18 protein-coding genes and 1 pseudogene are annotated in these 20,697 nt (G+C 45.3%); 6 read left to right on the top strand and 13 right to left on the bottom strand.

The annotated features are described in order from the left end of the window. Window positions 1-46: 46 nt before the first annotated feature. The 3 genes from dgcN to MSG34_RS05115 all read right to left on the bottom strand — a co-directional run bounded on the left by dgcN (window position 47) and on the right by MSG34_RS05115 (window position 2,928). Entirely contained in the window at window positions 47-1,054 is a 1,008-nt protein-coding gene (dgcN, locus tag MSG34_RS05125) for an N-acetyltransferase DgcN (protein WP_248336469.1), read from the bottom strand. Window positions 1,055-1,145: 91 nt separating this feature from the next. Continuing rightward, window positions 1,146-2,036: a LysR family transcriptional regulator gene (locus MSG34_RS05120; RefSeq protein WP_248336468.1), complete on the bottom strand. Its 891-nt coding sequence runs from the start codon at window positions 2,034-2,036 to the stop codon at window positions 1,146-1,148. Between the two features lie 55 nt (window positions 2,037-2,091). Then, window positions 2,092-2,928: an SGNH/GDSL hydrolase family protein gene (locus MSG34_RS05115; RefSeq protein ID WP_248336467.1), complete on the bottom strand. Its 837-nt coding sequence runs from the start codon at window positions 2,926-2,928 to the stop codon at window positions 2,092-2,094. Window positions 2,929-3,206: 278 nt separating this feature from the next. Between MSG34_RS05115 and MSG34_RS05110 the strand changes: the two genes are divergently transcribed. Further along, on the top strand, window positions 3,207-5,267 hold the full coding sequence (locus MSG34_RS05110; protein WP_248336466.1) for an alpha-amylase family glycosyl hydrolase: 2,061 nt from the start codon (window positions 3,207-3,209) through the stop codon (window positions 5,265-5,267). A gap of 111 nt (window positions 5,268-5,378) precedes the next feature. Here MSG34_RS05110 and MSG34_RS05105 read toward each other — a convergent pair whose 3' ends face one another. After that, window positions 5,379-5,891, bottom strand: a complete 513-nt coding sequence (locus MSG34_RS05105; protein ID WP_048613816.1) for an RNA methyltransferase — start codon at window positions 5,889-5,891, stop codon at window positions 5,379-5,381. Window positions 5,892-6,166: 275 nt separating this feature from the next. Between MSG34_RS05105 and MSG34_RS05100 the strand changes: the two genes are divergently transcribed. After that, entirely contained in the window at window positions 6,167-7,828 is a 1,662-nt protein-coding gene (locus MSG34_RS05100) for a methyl-accepting chemotaxis protein (protein ID WP_248336465.1), read from the top strand. 240 nt (window positions 7,829-8,068) lie between these two features. Beyond that, window positions 8,069-8,287: a hypothetical protein gene (locus MSG34_RS05095; RefSeq protein ID WP_050620063.1), complete on the top strand. Its 219-nt coding sequence runs from the start codon at window positions 8,069-8,071 to the stop codon at window positions 8,285-8,287. A gap of 5 nt (window positions 8,288-8,292) precedes the next feature. On the opposite strand, the gene MSG34_RS05090 is transcribed toward MSG34_RS05095, so the two are convergent. Further along, entirely contained in the window at window positions 8,293-8,970 is a 678-nt protein-coding gene (locus MSG34_RS05090) for an endonuclease (protein ID WP_050647256.1), read from the bottom strand. 4 nt (window positions 8,971-8,974) lie between these two features. Then, a complete protein-coding gene (locus MSG34_RS05085) occupies window positions 8,975-9,844 on the bottom strand; it encodes a LysR family transcriptional regulator (RefSeq protein ID WP_050647257.1) in 870 nt (289 codons plus the stop codon). A gap of 209 nt (window positions 9,845-10,053) precedes the next feature. On the opposite strand from MSG34_RS05085, the pseudogene MSG34_RS05080 reads away from it, so the two are divergent. Next, window positions 10,054-10,400 (top strand): annotated as a pseudogene (locus MSG34_RS05080) (DUF3316 domain-containing protein). A 154-nt stretch (window positions 10,401-10,554) separates the two neighbouring features. Here the strand turns inward: MSG34_RS05080 and MSG34_RS05075 are convergent. Then, window positions 10,555-12,192: a methyl-accepting chemotaxis protein gene (locus tag MSG34_RS05075; RefSeq protein ID WP_248336464.1), complete on the bottom strand. Its 1,638-nt coding sequence runs from the start codon at window positions 12,190-12,192 to the stop codon at window positions 10,555-10,557. A gap of 259 nt (window positions 12,193-12,451) precedes the next feature. On the opposite strand from MSG34_RS05075, the gene MSG34_RS05070 reads away from it, so the two are divergent. Continuing rightward, window positions 12,452-12,877, top strand: coding sequence for a DUF3010 family protein (locus MSG34_RS05070; RefSeq protein WP_017069797.1), 426 nt, complete (start codon window positions 12,452-12,454; stop codon window positions 12,875-12,877). A 104-nt stretch (window positions 12,878-12,981) separates the two neighbouring features. Here MSG34_RS05070 and MSG34_RS05065 read toward each other — a convergent pair whose 3' ends face one another. After that, a complete protein-coding gene (locus MSG34_RS05065; protein WP_050711877.1) occupies window positions 12,982-13,881 on the bottom strand; it encodes a DMT family transporter in 900 nt (299 codons plus the stop codon). 124 nt (window positions 13,882-14,005) lie between these two features. Between MSG34_RS05065 and MSG34_RS05060 the strand changes: the two genes are divergently transcribed. After that, a complete protein-coding gene (locus MSG34_RS05060; protein ID WP_248336463.1) occupies window positions 14,006-15,433 on the top strand; it encodes a PLP-dependent aminotransferase family protein in 1,428 nt (475 codons plus the stop codon). Window positions 15,434-15,547: 114 nt separating this feature from the next. Here MSG34_RS05060 and MSG34_RS05055 read toward each other — a convergent pair whose 3' ends face one another. The 5 genes from MSG34_RS05055 to MSG34_RS05035 form a co-directional block, all read right to left on the bottom strand. Continuing rightward, window positions 15,548-16,096, bottom strand: coding sequence for a carboxymuconolactone decarboxylase family protein (locus MSG34_RS05055; RefSeq protein ID WP_248336462.1), 549 nt, complete (start codon window positions 16,094-16,096; stop codon window positions 15,548-15,550). 237 nt (window positions 16,097-16,333) lie between these two features. After that, window positions 16,334-16,903, bottom strand: a complete 570-nt coding sequence (locus tag MSG34_RS05050) for an N-acetyltransferase (RefSeq protein ID WP_248336461.1) — start codon at window positions 16,901-16,903, stop codon at window positions 16,334-16,336. Further along, on the bottom strand, window positions 16,904-18,139 hold the full coding sequence (locus MSG34_RS05045; protein WP_248336460.1) for a MerR family transcriptional regulator: 1,236 nt from the start codon (window positions 18,137-18,139) through the stop codon (window positions 16,904-16,906). 147 nt (window positions 18,140-18,286) lie between these two features. Beyond that, window positions 18,287-19,507 (bottom strand): MFS transporter, encoded by a 1,221-nt coding sequence (locus MSG34_RS05040; protein WP_061037610.1) that lies wholly within the window; start codon window positions 19,505-19,507, stop codon window positions 18,287-18,289. Then, window positions 19,504-20,649: a D-alanyl-D-alanine carboxypeptidase family protein gene (locus tag MSG34_RS05035; protein WP_248336517.1), complete on the bottom strand. Its 1,146-nt coding sequence runs from the start codon at window positions 20,647-20,649 to the stop codon at window positions 19,504-19,506. The genes MSG34_RS05040 and MSG34_RS05035 overlap by 4 nt, the downstream gene beginning before the upstream one ends. Window positions 20,650-20,697 lie beyond the last annotated feature (48 nt).

Raw genomic sequence — 20,697 nt, 5'->3', positions numbered from 1 at the left:
GTTGATGTTCGCTTTAACAAATAGAAACGTAGAAATGATGAAGTCATTAAAGTGAATGTCTCAAATGATCAGTAATGTGTTGTACACCAAAGCGCACTGGGTCCGTCACCGGCACTTGATAGAGTGTGGTCCATTCTTGGCACAATGTCTCAGCATCTTCAATGCTAATCGCCGACGTGTTCAAGCAGATACCCACCAGCTTCGCGTCTGGATTGGTCAGTCGCACCGCTTGCAAGTTGGCTTCAATCGTCTGTTCTATGCTTGGCAATTGAGCATGAGGAAGGTTACGAATATGAGGTCGCCCAACTTCATGACACAGCACCAAAGCATCCGCTTGTGCGCCATGTAAAAGACCCAAACTCACGCCTGCAAACGAAGGGTTGAACAAAGAGCCTTGCCCTTCAATGATGTCCCAATCGTGGTCGGTAAAATCAGGGCTAATCGCTTCAACTGCGCCGGAAATAAAATCCGCAACCACAGCATCAATCGAAATACCGCTACCTTCAATCAAAATACCGGTCTGCCCTGTCGCTTTAAACTGAGCAGATGTTCCCGCTTGTTTAAGCGATTTTTCAATCGCTAATGCCGAGAACATTTTGCCTACTGAGCAATCTGTTCCGACAGTAAGGAGGCGCTTACCCTGACGAGGCTTACCGTTACCAACATTAAGAACACCGTCAAAATGGCGTACATCATGAAGCTTAGTCAATCCTTGTTGCTGCATGTCAGCAAGCGGTGAAAATTCACTCAAGCGCTGGTGCATGCCAGATGCAATCTGAAATCCCATTTCTGCAGCTTCCATTATGGTTGACTGCCAAGAATCAGGGATAACGCCACCTGGGTTTGCTGTGCCAATCACTAGGGTTTTCGCCCCTAGCGCTTGCGCCTCTTGCAAGGTCATGTCCGTTAAGCCAAGTGAAACGGTATCGTCTGTTAAACGAAGCTGACCTAGGCAAATTTCTGGTCGCCATTGGTGAATACCACAAGCTGTTTTTGCGGCAAGTGGGTCGGTAACATCCCCAAGAAAAAGAAGGTAAGGTTGAGCGATCGACATGAGTATTCCTAATTAATAAGTCCTTGTATGAGTTTACTTTAATTAAGAACTTCGAAGCTGCCGAATGCCTATTTATGGCGAGCCTATAACCTTAGGTTATAGGGTGAGTATGGTTCTTCAATGAAGCGATAAATTGCTTAACGGAAATCGACTGAGGGGTGTGCTCTGCGCAAAGCATCGATACCGAAAATTGGATGTCTGGTTGAAGCGGCAACACACAAACCGAGTCGTCATTTTGATATTGCTCTGCCGTCCACGGATCAACAATCGCAAACCCCGCTTGGTGCTTGACCAGTTCCGCCGCCGCGCTATACCCACGTACAGATATCGGATGGTAGTAATGCTCATCTCGCGCAATAAGGCTTTGATGTAACAGGAGGCCTAGTGGATCGCGGCTATCAAGCCCAATGATTGGCAACGGATAACGGATCAAATCATCTAGCGTTAATTCTGTAGGTAAATGATCAACCGTATTGGAAGGAACCAAAACCTTAAGTGATTCAGTTAATAGCGTTTCACTTAAGATCGCTGGCGGTGCTTCGTCTCCAAAAGCGATAGCGATATCGAGCTCATGTTTTAGCAACCCTGCACACAGTTCGTCGCGATTGGCAGTCAGCAATTCAAAAGAGAGCTCTTGTTCACGAGACATTTGGGCGATCACCGGAGTCAGCAATTTGGTGGCTAGAATCGGCGGTGCGCCAATACGCAAATGCTGATGGCCTTGCTTCACTTTGTTAGTCAAAGAACGAAATTGGCCTAGTTGTTGGTAGACCTTCTCTGCTTCCGGTAGCAAGGTTTTCGCTTCAACCGTTGGTACCAATCGACCTTTAACTCGTTCGAATAAACCAAACCCGAGTTGTTGCTCGGTATGTGCCAAAATACGGGTCACGTTAGGCTGGGACACATGCAAACTGCGCGCGGCTCCAGATACAGTTCCGGTCTGCATAATGGCGTAGAAGACTTCCAACTGTCTTAGGTTCACATTGATGTCCTTATGGTTCACGAAACAAATCTAGGGCTTGGCTTTTTGCGTGAGTTTATTTTAGTAGCTCAGCTACCGTAGGTTGAAGTACCTCTGCCCAAACTTGGTAAGCTTTAGCATTCAAATGCAGGTCATCACATGAGTATTCATTCGACAAAAGCTGATTAGGTGACAATACAGAATTCACATCTAAGAACGCAATGCCTTGCTGTGCACAGTACTCGCTTATTTTGGTATTGAGTAGTTCAACCGACGGATTCAAACCTTGCAGTTTAGATCCCACATAAAGCGTTGATTGCACCAAGATGCGAATATCATTTTCTTGCCACACCTTAAGCATCTCAATGTAGTTTTGGTAGATATGCTCGACATCATAACCCTGAGCTAAATCGTTTATCCCTGCCATAAAGCAAACCAGCTTGGGCTTCACATTCAACGTGGTATCAATACGGCGTAACATGCCTGTTGTGGTATCGCCCGCCAAGCCGCGATTGACCATCGAGATATTGCGGAAAATATCTGCCCAAGGTGCCCACTCGGTGATCGAATCACCAAACATCACTAAGTCTGCATTTGGAGAAAAATGGCGATGATTATCTGATGTCATGATGTAACGACTCATGCTGTGACCTCGCTGCTGAATCTCAGACTGAAGAGCGACTGCCTTGAGGATCTCGCTATCTGGTGTAGTGCTATCGAATTGAGCCAACAACCCTTCGATATGAGGTTTAAAAGGGCTAAGACGAGTACTCAGTTGATGATGTTCTTTAAGGAAAGATAACCTTTCTAGTAATGCATACAGAGAGCGGTTTTGACCAATTTCTTGGAATAACTGATAGAGATCGAGGACAGGGTGTTGCTGTAGCGCGGCAAGTAATTGCTTGTCTTCCATGGTGTTATCTAACCCTTCAATTATCTAGTAATGAACTCAAGATAATATCCGATTGCGTACGGGATAGATAACACTAGAAGCAGAGAATGACTTATTCCAAACAAAGTTGTTTACATACCCCGTAAAAACATCTTGCTGTACAAACCTCGTTCCGCCTCAAAAATCAGCACTTCATCATAATATGTATAAGAAATTAACCACATATTGTGACTCCTGTCTCTCAGCCTATCGCCTACTCCTATTGCCACTATTTAACGGAGGATTTATAGATTATCAGGATGGTGAATAATAAGTTAAATCATAATAATAAGGACCTTAACGTGAAACTTTCTCTATCCAATACCGCGTTGGCCGTTGCCGCCATCCTACTTGCAGGTTGTCAATCTGCACCTGAATCTGTTCAAGAATTAACGGCATACCAATGCCAAACGAATACTAATGCCGACGTGAATGACTTGAGGATCTATCAAGTGATGGTTGAGAGCTTTGTTAATGGCGATGACTCAATTGGTCATGGGACAGGGTACGGAACTAGCCACCACAAAGGAGATATTCAAGGCATTATCGACTCACTTGATTACATAGAGTCTCTTGGAATGAATGGTATTTGGCTAACCCCAATCTTTAATTCAGAGCCTATCAAAAACCAGGACCATTGGGCTGATAGACTGGATGCCACCGGTTATTTTTCCACTGATTATTTCAATATCGATCCGAGATTCGGCACGATGGAAGAAGCTAAAACCTTAGTTGAAGAAGCGCATGCTCGCGGGCTTTACGTCTTCTTTGATGGCGTATTTGGTCACCACAAAAAAAATGTAGTGCCGTCACCAACAGGTAAACTGCCCCAAGGAGAGGATAATCCAGTCTCATACCCCGAGAGCCTAGCCTTCTACCAAGAAGTTGCAGAGTATTGGATCAAAGAACTCAAAATCGATGGTTGGCGCTTAGATCAGGCTTACCAAGTGCCAAAAGAAGCTTGGAGTCAAATCAGAGAAACGGTAGATACTGCTTCTTCTCAAGTCGAATATGTAAACAGCGAAGGTAAAACCGTGAACCCTCTGGGCTATATGGTTGCGGAAATTTGGGCTGGTGAGAACCGCATAATAGAAACGGGTTATGGCTCAAATGAAGAACCGGCTTTATGTTCTGCGTTTGATTTCCCAATGCGCTACCGACTCACAGAAACCTTTGCTGTAAACGAAGCAGGCGTGGGGAACAAAGGTGGAGAATGGCTTGCAGAAGGCATGTCTTTACATTCGTTATACCCAGACCATGCAAAACCCAATTTAATGATTGGTAACCATGACCTTGTTCGCTTTGGTGACTTATTACAGCGCGGAGATATCGCTTCTCCACAAGACAAAGAGTATTGGCTGCGTTATAAAGCGGCATTTTCATTCCAAGCGGCTTATACAGGCCCAATAACCACCTACTATGGGGACGAAATAGGCGATCAGCTAGAAGGTTTCTCAGATAAAGTATGGACTGATGACTGTGCTATTAATGGCTTGTGCGATGACCACGTAGCACGTACTAGCGGTAAAGTAGAAGGTGTCACAGCTCAACTCAATACCAACGAAAAAGACTTAAAGCAGTACGTTACAAATTTAATGAAACTGAGGGAAACGCACCCTGCTCTATCACAGGGTAAACGTACGAACCTAATCGCCAACGATATCGCATATGTCGATCACAAAGCCTATGACGGCGATGCTGTTATCTACGCAGTGAACGTTACCAACAAAGAGCAGACCATAAAACTAACCAAAGAAAAAGCAGGCTCCAAAGCTGATCTGACGGATATTGAATCTGAGCAATCGATATCAGCAATTGATGGTCATTACTCTATAGTTCTAAACCCTTTTGAAGCTCGTTTCTTGTCGATAACACAGCCAAGTGAAAAAGGTCCTATAGCGGCCACAATGGCGACAGGGAATGAAGTTGGACAAGGCTTCATGGCTAAATGTAACAACCCAACGATTAACGCTGAAGGGCCAATTTCAAGCCCACTTTATGTGGTTGGCAACTTTGCTGATTCAGGTTGGAAACACGTAGCTAAACGAGAGTTTGAGTATAAAGGTGAAAACACTTACCAAGTCGTTACCACTGAAAAGCCTGGTAGCTATCGCATGCAATACGCGTCTAAAGCTTGGTCACCACAGTTTACAGCGGATGGGCTCAACCTAAAACTAGGGCAACTAAACTCATTAACTAAAGGTGGTTACGGGCAAGATACTGCTATTACCATTCGTAACCCAGGGCAGTATGTATGGAGCTTACAATTCGATGAGGCAGGACAACCATTAAAAATTATGGCTTCCAAATGTGCTGAATAGCCAAACCTAAGATCCGAGATCAACCAAGTAAAAACCCCTTATTCCTACGAATAAGGGGTTTTCTTTAATCTGCATTGGATATTAAGAGACCAGATACGATTAGAACGATATCTACTCCTGCTTCACTTGCAGGTGATTACGGTTATCGCGGCTTTTCTTAATAAGCTCGTTGCTTTCGTCCATTTCATCTGACTTAGCAAGGCGATCATAAAGCAGCACGTTAACTGTCGCAGCCAAGTTCATGCAGCCAACTGTTGGTACGTACACGACGTGATCTGCTCTGTCAGCAACATCTTGAGAAATAGAACCGTCTTCAGGGCCAAAGATATAGATGGCATTTTCTGGGTGTTTAAAACGCGGGAGTGGTGTTGCACCTTCAGCGAGTTCTACACAAACAATTTTCGTTTCTGAATCAAGGTTATCCAAAAATGACTCGACACCCGTTAGTGGGATAGTACGCGCAGCACTCTTGGTATCGGTGTGAAATTTAGCGGCTTTTTCGTAGCGTTGCCCTGTGTATTTAACTTCGTCGACTTGGTAACAACCAGCCGCGCGCATAACAGCACCAACGTTTGTCGGGCTCTTTGGGTTAGTTAAACCAATAGTCACATGGCTTTTGTTCATGAATCTTTCTCACTTAACGAATAGACATAGCAGGGTGCTACAAAGCGTCGCATTCTACCAAAGCAGCGGCAAATTCAAAAGCATCGTAACAAACCACTCTTTTCGTCATTAAGCCCCTAGTTGCAAGGCTTCTAACATCAAAAATCTAACCGCCATCATGTTTATAAAACAAAAACATTTCTGGATAACAATTCAACAACAAGTCCATTTACATTTTAAAACCACATTAATAATGTGTTGAAAATTGCATGAGATAATCACACAGGAAGCGTGACATGACCCTAACCATCAAAAACCGCCTTTATATTCTCTCTTTCATTCCGTTGCTACTTATGGCAATTGGCATGATGAGCGTGACGTATATGAAGAGCACCGAGCTAACCGCACAGCAAGTTGAATCGACGCGTAGCAATATGATGGCGATGAAAGAAAAGGAACTCAAAGCGTATCTACAAATGGCCTACTCTTCGATCAGCCCATTTTTGGATAAAGGTGCAACATTAGAAGAAGCCTTACCGACATTAAGAACATTAGAATATGGCGAGTCTGGCTATATTTTTGGTTATGACTCGAAAGGTGTGCGAGTCGTTGTCGGGCAAAATAACGATGGTATTGGTAAGAACTACTACGACCTGCAAGACAAAAAAGGCAACTACCTTATTCGTGACCTGATCAAGAACTCAAAGCTTGGTGAGTTCACTACCTACTACTTTCCAAAACTTGGTCAGTCCGAAGCCCTACCGAAACTGAGCTACTCGATATTCGTTCCCCAGTGGGACTTGATGCTAGGCACAGGTTTCTATACTGACGACATCGATGCGGTCATCGCAGAGATGAAAGAGAGCTCGAATGCTGCGTTACAAAGCTCTTTGACGGCTATCGCGATTTTCTGTGGTTTGATTGCCCTAGTAGTTGCTGTGTTTGCCGTTGCTGTCAACCGCACCATCATGCAACCACTCGAGCAGTTTGATCGTTCAATCAGCGCATTCGCGAGTGGCGAAGCCGATTTGACCGCTCGAATGGAAACCTTCAAAGCGCCTGAGTTCACGAAGCTCAGCGAGAACTTCAATGCCTTTGTAGCAAGCCTGCAAACCATCATTAGCAGCGTAAGTGATGTCGGGCAACAAGTAGTAGCCGAGACATCTAGCATGTCTTCTCGCGCTGCGCAGGTCGACGAAATTGCTACAGGGCAACGTGAAGAGACAGAACAAGTTGCAACAGCGATGACCGAGATGACCACAACGGCGCAAGAGATCTCGAGCAACGCTAGCCAAGCGGCGGATTCCGCTAAACTTGCAGAGGGCAATGCCAAAGAAGCGCAACAGATAGTAAACGCCGCTGCAGATTCGGTGGCAGGCCTAGCGAGTGAAGTGTCAGAAGCGAACACCGTAGTGTCTCGTTTAGAAGGCGATGTGCAGAATATATCTTCTTCGTTGGCGGTCATTCAAGACATTGCCGAGCAAACTAACCTACTCGCGTTGAATGCCGCGATTGAAGCTGCGCGTGCGGGCGAACAAGGGCGCGGGTTTGCTGTGGTCGCCGATGAGGTTCGTAAACTGGCAAGCCGTACTCAAGAGAGCACTGGCGACATTCATAAGATGATTGAGCAACTTAAAGCCGCCTCAGATGCTGCTGTGAAAGCGATGGATTCAAGTCAAACCCGAAGTGCGCAAACCGTGGAAGAAGCGAATGCCGCAGCCGAAGCACTGGCGAAGATCCAAGCGTCGATTGATACCATCATGGACATGAACTCGCTTATTGCTACAGCGACTGAACAGCAGAATATAGTCGGCCAAGAGATATCTCAACGCATCGTGGTAATTTCTGACCAAAGCTCACAATCGGCAGAACTCGCGAATCAAAACCGTACAGGTAGCCAAAACCTCAACAGTCGTGCAAATGAGCTGTATCACTTGGTAGATCGCTTCACCGTCTAATACATTTTCGGTCTAGTAAGCCGTAATCAAACGCTAATTAATCCTAAAACACGTCGGGCTTCAGAATCTCTATTCTGAAGCCCGAACTTTTTGAGTTATTCAATTTTAAGACCAACAGAAAAGTCCCCGCCCCTATCCCTTTCACTCGCTATTTATCATAAGCTTTGAGTACCTATTTTCAGAAGTTGGTTAAACTTATTGAGTTGGTCTAAATCATCGATTCGAGTAGAGGAACGCTGCATGTTTAATTCAGATAAGAAGAAGGTTCGCGATTTATTGATTGCCACTCGCTTTGGCGTATCGGCGTCGGAGATGAAAACTATTATTGGTGTAGAGCAGAACAAAGCGATGAAGTGTATTCTTCAGCTCAAACAAGAAGGCGAAGACATTCGAACACTTGGTGAAGGCAGCAACCCAGAAGAGTTGGTTTTATATTCCATCGGAGAAATTGAACCTTAAGCTAGTTAAGTTTTAGTTTGAGCTTCTAGACAGGTGGCGTTAAGCGGGCAATCTTGACACTTGGGTTTAGGGTTACAAAACTGCTGACCATGTTCGACTAACAAACCATGATAGTAGCCGTACCTTTTGGTATCCAGAGGGATTACGCTTTCCATCAAGGCTCGAAATTTTTCATACGATTTAGGTACATCGAGTCTATTACGAGTGAATATCCTTCTTGCGTACGCATCAATCACAAAAGACGGTTTACCTATCGCGTACACCAGAATCGCGTCAGCCGTTTCGCCACCGATCCCTTTGACTTCCAATAGCTCTTTTCGGAGCTGATCTTTGTCCTGTTCTCGCACCACAGACATATCGTATTGGTACTTCGAAAACCACTCAGTCACGGCCTTCAACTTAATGGCTTTTTGATTGTAGTAACCACTCGAACGAATCTTTTGGGCAAGATCATCAAGATCCATCTCAGCGATTGACCTTGGGTCGAGCTTATCGCCTAAGTTGATGAGTGCTTTCTCTGCATTCTTCCAGTTGGTGTTCTGAACCAGAATAGCGCCTAGAACTATCTCGTAAGGGTCTTCCTTTTGCCACCAATCAAAATAGCCATAGTGCTGCTCAAGGGTGTCGAACACGCTAAGGATCAGCTCGGCTTGACCCGTTGAATTGTTGTGGCTTTGGGTCATAGAACTAATCCAATTGCTCAGACAGGAAGTCCACCAGCAGGCGAACTTTAGAAGATAAGTTACGGTTCTGAGGATAAAGCGCCCATATTCCTTCCTTGTCATCTCGATAATCGGACAGCACCTCAATCAACTCACCAGAATCAAGGTCTTCACTCACGTAATATTCTGGCAGTTGAACCAAGCCAATGCTCTGTTTAGCGGCGTCTAACAAGGCTAAACCACTGTTGCACTTAATGCGTCCATTAACCCGAACTGAACGAGGGCGACCATTTTCTTTAAAGCGCCAGTGTTCAAATCCACCGACTAAACATTGGTGATTATTTAATTCAGACAATGTATGCGGCTCGCCATAACGTTCAATGTATTCAGGGCTTGCACATACATAAAGTTGGCGTTGAGACAGCTTCTTCGCCACAAGGCTTGAGTCTTCTAATCGGCCGAGACGAATCGCCACATCAACACCAGAATCGATCAGATCGAGCTTTTGATTGGTCAGCATCAGCTCAAGCTCTACTTGTGGGTGAAGCTTTAAGAATTGATGAAGTATTGGGGCGAGTTGGCGCTCGCCATAAGTCACAGGCGCGGTGACTTTCAGTAAGCCTTTGGGTGTGGATTGCATCTGCGTGACCGCAAGCTCAGCAATTTCTAAACCTTCAACCAACAACTTACATTGTTGGTAATAGAGTTGCCCAGCCTCTGTTAGAGACACCTTTCGAGTCGTTCGATTGAGCAATTTCACTGCGAGTCGTTCTTCGAGGTTTGCTACTCTACGACTAATTTGAGCCACTGACGTAGCGAGCTTCTGCGCCGCACCAGTAAAGCTTTCTCGCTCTGCCACTGCAACAAACTCACTTACCCCTTCCCAATTGGCCATGCCTTTACCTTATGCTGAACTTTGGTTACCCATACAGTGTATTGAAGTTAGATATCAGTGTCACCTTGCTTGATATGCGCTGTGCATTAATCTTCGGCACCTATAGTCATTCCCTTACCGAACCATATTTTTGTCCTAACATTAACCTCATCCCCTATTGCTAGGGTGAGAATCTCTAAAACACTGGTACAACAAAGTAAGGTATCCCTATGAAGAAGTTAATCATACTTGCATCAACTCTTGTACTCAGACCACTGCGTTTGCAGCAACTAAAACAACAATTCAAGAAACAACGCTAAAATCTGACACATATGCTAGTGAAGCCGAAGCATACGATGCAGGCACCAATCTTATGGATGAGTTAAGCGCAAAAACACCTTTTGAGCTTTCAAGAGAACTGCCACAGTTCCAACAGACAACCCAATACGATTCGTTCAAGATTGATGACGCGAACATGGAAGTGAAAAAAATCACTAACATGAACGGCGATATCCATTACCAAGCGAACGTAAAAGTTGACTACCGTTACACATACAAAGACGGTCGTAGAAGCTAACACTGAATGATTGATTTGGTCTAAAAACTGATCACCTAGCCAAAAAGAAAGCCCGCACTCATAGAGTACGGGCTTTTTTTCGTTCAGCGCTGATTAATGGGACTCAATACGAGCAACCATTATCAGCTCATATTCGTCTGTCTAATTTTGAAGATTACACTTCAAACTGAGACACTAGGCTATCAAGCGCTTCACACTGTTCAGCCAATGCCATACATGCATTTTCTGCGCTGCTTGCCATCTCAACCATTTGCATGGTGCTTTCTGCGATGCGTTGAACATTCTTATTCACCTCTTCAGACACTTGGGACTGTTGCGAAGCCGCCGTAGCGATTTGTGTGTTCATGTCGTTCATCTTACCGATTGAGTTGCGAATCTCACTTAGTGAAGACGCCGCAGTCCCTGCTTGAATAATAGTTTTCTCGCCACTCACTTTGCTTTCAGTCATCACGCCAACCGCGTGTTTCGCGCCCACTTCTAAGCGTTCAATCATTGATTGGATTTCGCCGGTGCTGTCTTGAGTTTTGCTCGCAAGCGCACGGACTTCATCAGCCACAACCGCAAAGCCACGACCTTGTTCACCGGCACGTGCTGCTTCAATTGCCGCATTCAATGCAAGTAGGTTGGTCTGTTCTGCAATGCCTTTAATCACACCAAGGATTGAGGCGATGTTCTTCACGTCAGTGTCCAGTTCTTGAACCACACCACCCGCGTTCTCGATATCTTGCGCAAGGCGTTCAATCGAAGTCACAGTTAAGCCAAGCGTAGTATCAGCCGATTCCACTTCATGGTTTGCAACGTTACTTGCGGTTGCTGCGTCTAATGCATTACCACTCACCACTTCACTGGTTGCTTGCATCTCATGAACCGCCGCCGCGACTACTTCACTTTCACGCTGTTGGTTCGATGAAAATTCAGCAACACTTTGCGTTAACGATTTAATGTTTTCCATCTCAGCGCGTACCGCATTCGATGTGAAAATAACTTGTTCGACGGTAACATGGATCTTGCCAACAAACTGGTTGAAAGCGGAACTCAAACGAGCGATCTCATCATGACCTTCGACCTTCATACGTTGAGATAAGTTACCGTCACCCGATGCGATCTCATTCATTGCTTTCTCTACGTTCTGGATCGGCTGAACGATAAAGCGATTTGATAACCACATCGCGAAAAGTGCAGCGAAAACAGCAACCGCCATACCCACTTCAATGATCAACTTACTCGATTCAATAGAGTCATCCGCTTGCTGGCGAAGCTCTTTCTGTTTCAGTTCAATCAGAGTTCGGATATCGCGCAGTTGAGTACGAATGATCGCAAACTCAGCATCGAGCGCTGTCGAGTAATCAATATTGTATTGGTCTGCGTTTGCTGGGTCAGCGAACATTGGCTCGTGCAATGCCACCCACTTGCTCATCGCGTTAACTAGCTTTGATAGCTCGCCACGTGAAGATGGATCCAACACGCCCGCTTGATACAAGGTTTCGACACTTTGAAAACGGGGAACCGCTTTGTAAGCGTTGTCTTTAAATTCAAACTTTTGGTACTCGATCGCCGCTTGGTCTTTAGCAAGCAACAGACCTTGTGCCGAAGCGATAATCTGGTAGATATCTCGGTAGCCATCTTCTAGGTTATCTAGCACTGGCTGAACCACATTATTGAGCTCGTTATTAATCGCAGCTTGAGCATTTGATCTGATAACGTTGAGCACAGTAACGGTAGAAAAAACAATCACAATCACCAACAGCGGGATCGCGATTTTACTCTTAATCGAAAGATTATTGATATTCATTGGGATTAATAACCACACTTAAAATAGGGATGCGCGCGCAATATACAGCACACATATGAAATCCCGCTAAGCTTTTGTGAGCCTCATCTCATAGCAAACGATACCGCAAATTAGTGTGATGATTTTTCAATCAAACGTTAACTTTCGGCGACTAAAATACACTCTGATTTAGACTTATTTGCTGCTGATACGCGCAAATACTGGAGAAGTGTTAGAAATAACACCATAATGTAGGGCTCTAAAATAAGTAGGTAAGAACATGAAAATTTGTGGTGTTGAAATCAAAGGTAACGATGCAGTCATCTGTCTTCTTTCTCTATCAGATGGTGTATTTAACATTCCTGATTGCCGAGTTTCTAAAGTTTCAATTAGCGACGCAAACGACACACAGAATATGAAAGACTTTCAATTCTCTTTTGCAAAGTTAATGGAAGATTACCAAGTAGACAAAGTTGTGATTCGTCAACGCCAAACTAAAGGCAAATTTGCTGGCGGTGGCTTTGGTTTCAAACTAGAAGCAGCGATTCAACTGATCGACGGCCTAGACGTAACCGTTGTATCACCTGCTGACATCAAAGAGAGCCTTAAGCGTAACCCTCTAATGATGAAGTTCAAAGAAACTGGCCTTAAGCAATACCAAGAAGCACCGTTTACAACGGCATACGCTTGCTTGATGAAGCGCTAATCAAAAGTCGCTAGCCAATATTTGATACAGAAAGAGCCTGAATATTCAGGCTCTTTTTTGTTTCTAGTCATCAGCTTTAAGTAGAGTGAGTTTTGGTATACAAACTACCGCTCTAACACTGTTCGTCTGCGAGCCTTAATCCATTCTGGCTTCCTCACCACCAAATAAACCGCGGCGGCGGACAAGGCGAAGCCCATTGCGCCGTAGATGTCGAACGACTCACCGAAAATAAGCCAAGCTTGAATTGCTGTCGTCGGTGGAACTAAGTAAAACACTGAGGCCACACTTGAAGATGCACCGTGTTCTACCATGTAAAGCAGCAAGAGGATGGCAACGCAAGACAGAACAACCACAAGCCAGATTAGAGTTAGCGTGAATTCTACAGTCCAGTTCACTTGCATCGTTTCGTAACGCATTGCGAACGGCAGAAACAGCGCCGCCGAAGCCAAGTATTGCACCATCGCACCGCCGACCATATCGGTCCCCTGACAGAAGCGCTTCTGATACAGAGTGCCGCAGGTAATACCCACCAAAGAAACCAAACACAATAGCGTTGCCAAACCTTTTTGATCATCTGACTGCCATTCAATATTGCCCATCAACACCAAACTGATACCCGCAAAACCAAGCGCTAAGCCCAGCCACTGCGCGAAATTAAAACGCTGCGAAGTACAGCTGATCATAATCAATGCAGTCAGAATCGGTTGTAAGCCAACCAGTAGAGAACTCAACCCAGCGGGCATACCCATATCAATCGCCAGATAGGTGCCACCAAGGTAGAAACCATGAATCAAGATGCCGACCACACAAGCATGGAAGAATGCTCGACCACGAGGGATACGACGCTTAAGGATTGCAATCAAAACCAAGAACAGCACCACGTTGGCCACCATCCTCAGTGAGAGTAATGTTGCGGGTTCCGCGTATTCCACACCAAGACGTGCGCCGACAAAGCCTGACGACCACAATATTACAAACACAAACGGAATCATTTTAATCAGCATTACAAACCTCTGGTCAACTCTTCATCAATGCTGTTACCTTAGTTGGGTACAGATAACTAATAAAGATACAGATATAACACTTTAAATGGTTACAGATTGAGAGTGAGCAACGAGGGAGAAAAACGTGGAAGCAGAACTCATCGGCAATAAATACCTTGCTACCGAACAACATATTAAGGCTCAGATCGATAAAGGACTCTTTCATCCAGACGATCGCCTTCCCTCGATCCGCCAGTTAAGCGAACAGCTTGGCGTAAGCAAAAATACCGTGATTCGCGCCTATCAAGAACTGGAAGCGACAGGCTGGGTTTATTCAGTACCTAAATCTGGCTATCGCGTGAAAGCACCGAACACCACCAGCTGGGATGCATCAAGCCAACCTCAACAAGTCGATCTGTTGTCTGTCACCAAATCGGTACTCTCTCGTCCAAAAGGTCGTCTGAAACTATTGGCAGGCTCAGCTCATCCCAACATTAACAACCCCGCTATTCGAAGCTTGTATGCCGAAATTGGACGCCATAGCCGTTTACAAACTCAGCTTCCTGGTTATTACCAACTCCCCCCCGGCGACGAGCAATTAGTAAAGCAATTGTTAAAGATCACCCATGATCTTGGTGTGCCTGCGGGATCGAAAGAGATTGCGATTACTCATGGTGCTCAACAGGCGATCAGTCTAGCTCTGCGTGCGCTCACCAAGCCCGGCGACATTGTGGCGGTCGAGTCGCCCTGTTATTTTGGTAATCTACTATTACTTGAGTCGCTTGGCTTGCAAGCCCTTGAAATCCCAAGCAGTGTTAGCCACGGAATCGACATTCCTTCGCTACAAAGTGCACTGGACAAATGGGATGTGAAAACCTTACTGCTAACGCCAAACTTTACCAATCCAACCGGCTCACGGATGCCATTGACGAACCGAAAAGCGTTACTGGAGATCACCGGATCTCTACCAATTATCGAAGACGATGTGTTCGGTAGCTTGGCATTCGATACACCAATCGCTAGCCTCAAAGAGCTTGATGGTCAAGATAGAGTCATCTACGTCAACTCATTGTCTAAAACCTTAGACTCACGCTTGCGAATCGGTTGGTTACTGTCTGGGCGCTACCAACCTTTGGTCGAAAAGTACCTTTTATGCGACAACATGGGCAGCTCAAACCTGATGCAATCCGCGGTGGGTCAATTTCTCACTACCGGTAAATATCGCAGCCATTTGTCTAAGATGAAGCGGCTTTACCAGACCAATCAAAAGCAATTTCAAAGCCTGTTAATACACGCACTAGATAGCTACCCTCACCTAGTCGGGCGCTACCACCTATCAAAACCGGAAGGCTCTTTTTTAAACTGGATAACACTGCCTGAGCCAGTCGATAGCTACGCGGTCTATCAAGATTGTTTGAAGCATAAATTGGGGATTTTACCCGGTACTGTGTTTGGGACGAATGACCAATATAAACACTGCCTGCGCTTCACTGTCGCTAACATTGAAGAGAGCAAAGAGTGGAAAGAAGGGGTTGTAACACTAGCGAAGATAATTGCTAAACACGTACGTTAGGTAACCTTGTTAATTCCACATTCAACCCAAACAACAAAGCCCCACTCAACTGAGCGGGGCTTTCATAATTCTCATATCTTGAATTGCTTAAATACGATGGTTAGTTAAATGCGATTAACCTTGCCAAGCGAACTGTTCAAATACTTTGTCTACAGGCGTTTTAGCAACGTGGTTTACGTAGTTACTGATCACTTTCTGAGACAGGCCAAGAATCACTTCTAGCACTTGTTGTTGACCGTAGCCCGCGTCGAAGAATGCTGCCATTTCACTTTCAGATACATTGCCGCGGTTACGTACCATGCTCAGCGTAAAATCATGTAGAGCTTGCAGCTTTTCAGTGGGTAAAGCTGTGCGATTACGTAGTGCTTCGGTGATTGCAGGATCAACCTTCATTGAATGTGCAATACCAGTGTGTGCAGGAACGCAGTAGTGACACTCGTGTTCAACGTTGATGGTTTGCCAAACAACCGTTAGCTCTTCCGCATCGAAAGATGAGTCGCTAAACGCCTGATGAAGCTGAGTGTAAGCCTTAAGTGTGTTTGGAGATTCAGCCAACACACCAAACAAGCCCGGCACTCTGCCCATCTGCTTTTTAGCGCCTTCAAGAATAGGTTGGCTTTGCTCTGGCGCGGATTCTACTGAGTGAATTTTGAAGTTGCTCATGGCTCTATCCCTATCAATTTACGGTTCTAAAGTTATTCAATCACGGAGCAATTAATGAATGTTCTCCGTTGGTGTGAAAACAATATAGATCAAACAAGAACGATCGTTCAAGTATTATTTGAACAGTCGTTCAGTTTATACATTACAGCCAAAAAAATATCTTTTGCTCATAACAAGAAAGCCCAACAGGCAACACCTGATGGGCTTTCTCTTTTTCTCAATTTTTATTTCAAGCGGCTACCAATATTCTGCGTGAGCCAAGCCTTTAACACAGCTCGACTTTCCACTTGTTACTTTGATGTCACCACCAGTCAACGATTGAGCTAACCAACCGTGAGGGAAACTCAATTCAAAGGGCGCTAGAACCTGCTCAACGGTAATTTGCCCAAAGCCCACTTTTGAATAGTAATCAGGATCACCGTACGTCACTGCAAGCTCAACACCCTGCTCTTTCAGAGCCTGCAAACCAAAGTTAATCAGTTGCTGGCCAATTCCGCGCTTTTGCATCTGAGTGCTCACCGCCACTGGCGAAAGCAAATATGCCTTGGTTTCATCATCAAATGAAAGCGGCGTAAAGATAATCGCGCCCACAATCGTGCTATCCGCATCCGACTCACTAGAATCGTCTTCAGCAACAAAGCAAAGTAGCTCTGTCGGAGCTGTAGTCGTTAAAAGGTCGTTGGCAAGCTTTCCCACGGTTTTACCTTCGTTCTCACCTTCTGAATCCGTAAAGGTCTGAGTAAAAACTTGAGTGATTGTTTCGATTTCGTTTGAATTATATTGTCTAAATTTCATGGTGTTACTCACTTACTTTAATTTCTTGAGCACAAAGAACTGATAATCAAAGTCACGTTTATCAGAAACTTTAGAAGGCTGTTGATCCAATCCGCTCTTTTGTGTGCTGCTATCGAAAAATTGTTTAACTTCATTGTCGCAATCTACCAGCGATTTTGAGTTAGGCATCGTCGCTTTCAGAGCTTCAACTCGATTTTTAAAAGGCTGATAGTAGGCAAGCCAACCGGCATCACTCATCGCAAAGTGATCCAAAACTTCATAACCCGCTGCTTGTGATTGTTTAATTCGTTCTGAAACCGTCGTCATGTCTGGGTACTCTTTTTGCCAAAACGCTTTGCTCGATTCGTTAGGTTGTTCGGTATTCCACACCAAGTCATTGACGACCAATATGCCGTCATCACTGAGTAAATTTCGCCACTGCTTTAGTGCCTTTTCAACACCCATGATGTAAGCGCTGCCTTCCGACCAAATTAGGTCAAACGACTTAGCTTCAAACGGTAGATCCATCATGCTCGCGCACACGGTTTTGACGTTGCTTTCTAAGCCAAGAGCCTGTGCTTGCTGAGTCAGAACATCTAAACTCGGTTGATCATTATCTACCGCCGTTATTTGCACATCCACTTGATGTTCCACTAAGGCTTCCGCTAACACAGAGGTGGCAATACCTTTACCACAACCGATCTCAAGCACACGTTTAGGAAAAACCGGAACTTGTGCCAGCGCCGCTAAAGTATCTTCCGCGGTTCCTGGCCCTAAACGCTGTAAACCCTCAAAGATCACCTCAAAATCCGCCATGTACTGGTCATGATCATTCATGTCTTTTGAAAGCCATTTCAGTCGCAGTGCTTGCTTCTCATCAAAGCCTTGCTTAATTAACCAATCGAGATGTGCATCAGGCGCTACCTTGTCCATCGATTCATGCCAATCTTGCAAACCACTCTCGCCTAACAAGGCCGATAAAAGATCTCTCGACCGCTGTTTCTGAGCGAGCTCTTCATCCAATTGCTCGAGTCGGTTTTGTAACAAGGAGCGGTCAACCTTTGCATCTAAACACGCCTGACACTCTTTCAACGTCAGGCCACCCGCTTGTAACTGCTGCAACAATTTCACACGCTGCAAGTCGCGTTCGGAATAACTTCGATAACCATTACTGGTACGTTGAGCTTCAATCAAACCCAACTTTCCATAGTACAAAAGCGTTGAACGGCTCAGGCCAACGAGCTCCGCTAATTCAGATATGCGATACATCCACTTCTCCCTCATTTCTATCTATAAGATAAACTATGAAGTTGTAGTCAGGTCAACACTCAGTTAAGCATTTTTCTCATCTTGTTTAGCTTCAAACTGATAACGCCCTTCGAACATGTCTTTTAGCGATAAGCTTTCCATTTATGACTAGCCATTATTCTCGCTGAACGTCTCTTTGATTGAGGCATACATTAAGCCGCTAATGACACAAAGAGCTCCCATAATTAAATAGCCGGCACTCATACCAAACAGCTTCACGCTTATCCCCGCGATCAAGTAAGTAAAAAACCACCAGAAATGCGTTAAAGAGAAGTGAGCAGCAAAATACGGGGCAGTATCTTCTCCCTCACACGCTTGGGTGATCAACAGGCCTGCGGAAGTTTGAATACAAGACATTCCGACCCCCATGGCTAAACACATGACGCCAAAGCCAACCCAACCGGGTGTGAAACTGCCAACGGCAAAAGAGCCACAAATCGTCAGCAACCCTATCCAATGAAAATGTTGCGGCGAGTGACTCTCTAACCACTTGGGTAACCGCAGTGCCATAAGCATGGAACCCAAACCAACGACCATCATTGCTAATGCGGTTTGCGTTTCGTCACCGTGCAGCACTTCGTGTACGTAGATAACCGTATTCACTAGCACCATCGCAGAAGCACTGGCCGCGGCAAGATACGCAAACCACAGAGCTCTCAACTTAGGTTTATTCAAGTAATTACGCAGCGCTTGCACCGCGCTGGTCTTTTTCGTTTTATGCGCTGATTCTGTCACTCGTTTCAAATTTGGTAATGTACACAGTAAGATCAACACACCAGACAGCAGAAAAGTTGCCGCATCGAGCATGAATAACTGTCTAAAACCAATTAAGCTCAACAATAGAGCCGTTAGCATTGGGCTAAATATCTGTTCGAGATCATAAGCCATTCGGCTGAACGACAATGCTTTCGCGTACTGCGTTTTATCCACTAAGACCAAAGGTAGCGTTGATTGAAACAGGGGAGTAAAACCCGCAGAACACGCATTGATGAGAAACATCAACACATAGACTTCCCACACTTCGGTGACAAACGGTAAACAGACAAACAACAGCGCCCTAATCAAATCCAGCGCGAACAAAGTCCTTCGTTTCGGCAACTTATGTGCGATTGCACCAAATACTGGCGCGAGTCCTATGTACGCCAACATCTTCAAAGCAAATGCAATACTCAGCACCATCCCTGCTTCATCACCCGACAGCTCATACGCGAGCAAGGCTAAGCAGATGGAGCTCATTCCTGTGCCGACTAACGATATGATTTGAGCAGACAGCAGGCGAATATAGTCTCTATTGCGCCACATTGGAGTAATGTCCGTTCTAGTACTCATTCGCTTACCTCAATCCGACCTACTAAGTCAGAGAATAGACCACGTAACCAAAGTTGAATGCTGTCCCAAAGTCGTACCATCCAAGATCCTTGTTCTACAGATTGCTCTGCCACTAAAGCGAAACTTGCCACCGTATTACCGTTACTCTTCCAAACAACTTGTCCCACTTCATCCCCTTGCTTAATAGGTGCGAGCAGCGGTTCAATCATTATCACAGATTTTTGCAGCGAATCGACTAATCCTCTTGGCATGGTGAGGTACGCATCTTCGGCGATCTTGGCACCGACTTGTTCTGTATTCCCCTTCCAAACTCGCACCTGAGACTCTATTCGATCCTCTTGCATCACTTGTTTGGTGTCGTAAAAACGAAACCCATAACTCAATAGATTCTTTGACGCAGAGGTTCGCGCTTGTGGACTAGTAGTGCCCATAACGACCGATATCAAGCGCATCTTCCCTTCCGTCGCCGAGCTGACTAAGCTGTAACCCGCATTCTCGGTATAGCCCGTTTTTCCGCCATCGACATTATTTGACTTGTCCCAAAGCAGCTTGTTTCGGTTGTATTGAGTAATCTTATTCCAAGTAAACCGACGCTCTTGATATAAAGCATAAACGTCAGGTACATCTCGAATAATCGACTTCATCAAAATCGCCATATCCAACGGAGAAGTTTGGATTCCTTCGCCATCTAAACCATGCGCATTCACAAAGTTAGTATCTTGCAGCCCAAGCGACTTCGCCCAACCATTCATTAGGCTAACAAAGGCTTGTTCACTCCCCGCGATGTGCTCTGCCAGTGCGACAGAAGCATCGTTACCCGATTGAACGATCACCCCTTTCATAAGATTTGAAACTGAAATCTCATCTCCAGGCTGAATAAACATCTTGGATGACTCTGAGAACTTTGCCGACCACGCGTTTTCACTGACCGAGACTTTATCCTGCCATGTCAATCGACCGGCTTTGATCTCTTGTCCAACGACGTAAGCCGTCATTAATTTGGTCAAACTGGCAGGGGCTAAAATGGCACGTGAGTTTTGCTCTGCAATGATGCTCCCCGATTGGAAATCCATCAAAACATAACCTTTGGCCGCCAACTCAGGCGGGTTCGGGGTTACCACAGCGAAGCTTGGAGCACTCATTCCCGCTAACAATAAGTAAGTCAACGCTCTCGCCCAGCGAAGCCTTTC

The organism is Vibrio sp. 1CM2L (genome assembly GCF_023161695.1).
GTDB classification, from domain to species: Bacteria; Pseudomonadota; Gammaproteobacteria; order Enterobacterales; family Vibrionaceae; genus Vibrio; species Vibrio coralliirubri.
Note: the sequence above shows the minus strand (reverse complement) of the source record. Positions and strands in the feature narration are given on the sequence as shown.